At 33.1% G+C, this 1,769-nt stretch carries 3 protein-coding genes; all 3 read right to left on the bottom strand.

What is annotated here, in order from left to right; genetic code table 11:
- Positions 1-333 (bottom strand): hypothetical protein (locus MUW73_RS04175; RefSeq protein ID WP_243575292.1); only part of this gene is annotated, 333 nt, incomplete at its 3' end.
- A gap of 400 nt (positions 334-733) precedes the next feature.
- The gene (locus MUW73_RS04170; protein WP_243018428.1) at positions 734-1,249 is read right to left on the bottom strand and encodes a hypothetical protein; all 516 of its coding nucleotides are present in this window, start codon (positions 1,247-1,249) and stop codon (positions 734-736) included.
- Between the two features lie 13 nt (positions 1,250-1,262).
- The coding region (locus tag MUW73_RS04165; RefSeq protein ID WP_243575291.1) for a hypothetical protein at positions 1,263-1,769 on the bottom strand (507 nt) is incomplete at its 5' end.

Raw genomic sequence — 1,769 nt, 5'->3', positions numbered from 1 at the left:
ATTGCCTTCTTCTTCTAATGCTTTTTTTCTTATGTTCAATTGAACTAATGCTTGCTCGTCTTTTGCTTTTTCTTCAGGCGTTATAGCTTTGTTTGTAGTTAGCTTTTGCTCAAGTGCCGATATCTTTTTACAAATGTCACGATACTCAGGATCAAAACGTTCATGAACCCATCCCATTCTAGGCACTTGAAGAGGTGCTAATTGGCTTAGTCCTGCTTGTGCTTTAAATAATTTATTATAGGATTCGGGATTTTTGCTCATATAGTCTGCAGCTATTTGTCTCAATCCTGCTGGACTGCCTATTTGCTCTTGTATGTCCTTTGGATTATCCATTCATTACTGTAAATAGAAAAACAGTTGAGAGGGAGGCCCGAGGGCGGATTCTGTTTTCCAGTTATGACCAGCACTTTCCGCAACTTTTTACCGAGGGCTTGATTTTTTGTCCACTTTTTGATCAAGCAAAAAGTGGGATTAAAAATCTTTTTAATCAATTTCATGAATAGGTAACTTTTGGAAGATGCACAAAGATGGGATTGGTTAGACACTGAAATTTATAGTATGGACCTATGACAACGAGTTGAATAATCGATTTTAAGAATAAAACAGGCTTATCAGTAGAAGATGTTCGGGTTATCGCTTAAAAACCACCTCTTGCCATACGCTAGGTGCATCACTGCAGTCATTAAGTAGGCAGGGTAGTGGTCCTGAAACGAAGAACAATTATGAAGAACAATTATAATAAACTAAATTTTTTACTACCTTCACTAGTTTTAATTGATAAATAGCTGCCTGTAATAGAAAAATCTTCTATTAAATCAAATGAATCGTCCTGTACGATAACCCCTTGAGGAGTTACAATTTTTATTGACATGCAATCCAAGATTAAAAGATTATTTGTATTTGTCACGTACAACCCTAACAAAGGAGTAATGAAATCAAAATGATATTTTATACTTAGCTTATTATCAATACAGTAAATCATTCTTCCTGTTTCTATAACAAGTAATTCAGCTGATAACCAAAAAAGTAAATGTAAATTTGATTCATCTTCATCACTATTAAATGAAATAATGAATTGTTTTTGATTTGTTAAACTATGATAGCCAGCATAACAATAATATATATCACCAAATGATTCTTCTAGTAATAAAATGCTTGAAATTGTCTGGTTTGAAATAAATGTAGAAATTTCCTTATGGCTTCTAAACTTCAGAAGTTCTATAAATCTATTACAAATAACCTGTCTCATTATTTTTATCTTGTTAAGATTTTATATAGATGGTAACTAGTTGATTATTTTTCCAAATACTTTCAATTTTTACACCACCATTAGGCCCCATTAGCATAGATTCTCTTAATAAACATCCATTTTTTGCTGGAATACCTTCAGAGCTATTGAATGTTTTGACTAAATGCTCCTTTAAATAAGTTCTTCCTGAAGCGTTATCAAAAATACCAATTTTATTTAGCTGTCTTTCCATGTCAACAGATCGTTTTATGTTACTAGATTTGCCTGTTGCTTTGCCAAATACATAATTTAATTTGTTTCCAATATCTAGAACTTTTGAACCCCTTATAGAGACAATAGCCTCCTTCGCTGCTACTCCCCCCTGATTAAATAGATTCCTTACCCAGGCTAGCACTTTTCCTTCTGCTTGGTTAATTATAGGAATTTTTCTGAGTTTTTCGAAAACTTTTCCAACTGCTCCAAATAATAGCGTTTGTTTAATGATCTCGAATTCATTTCCTTGACTTAGATGTGCTGCTCC

It is taken from the genome of Candidatus Cardinium sp. cByotN1 (assembly GCF_022810525.1).
Lineage (GTDB): Bacteria > Bacteroidota > Bacteroidia > Cytophagales > Amoebophilaceae > Cardinium.
This window is presented reverse-complemented; position numbering and strand designations above follow the sequence as displayed.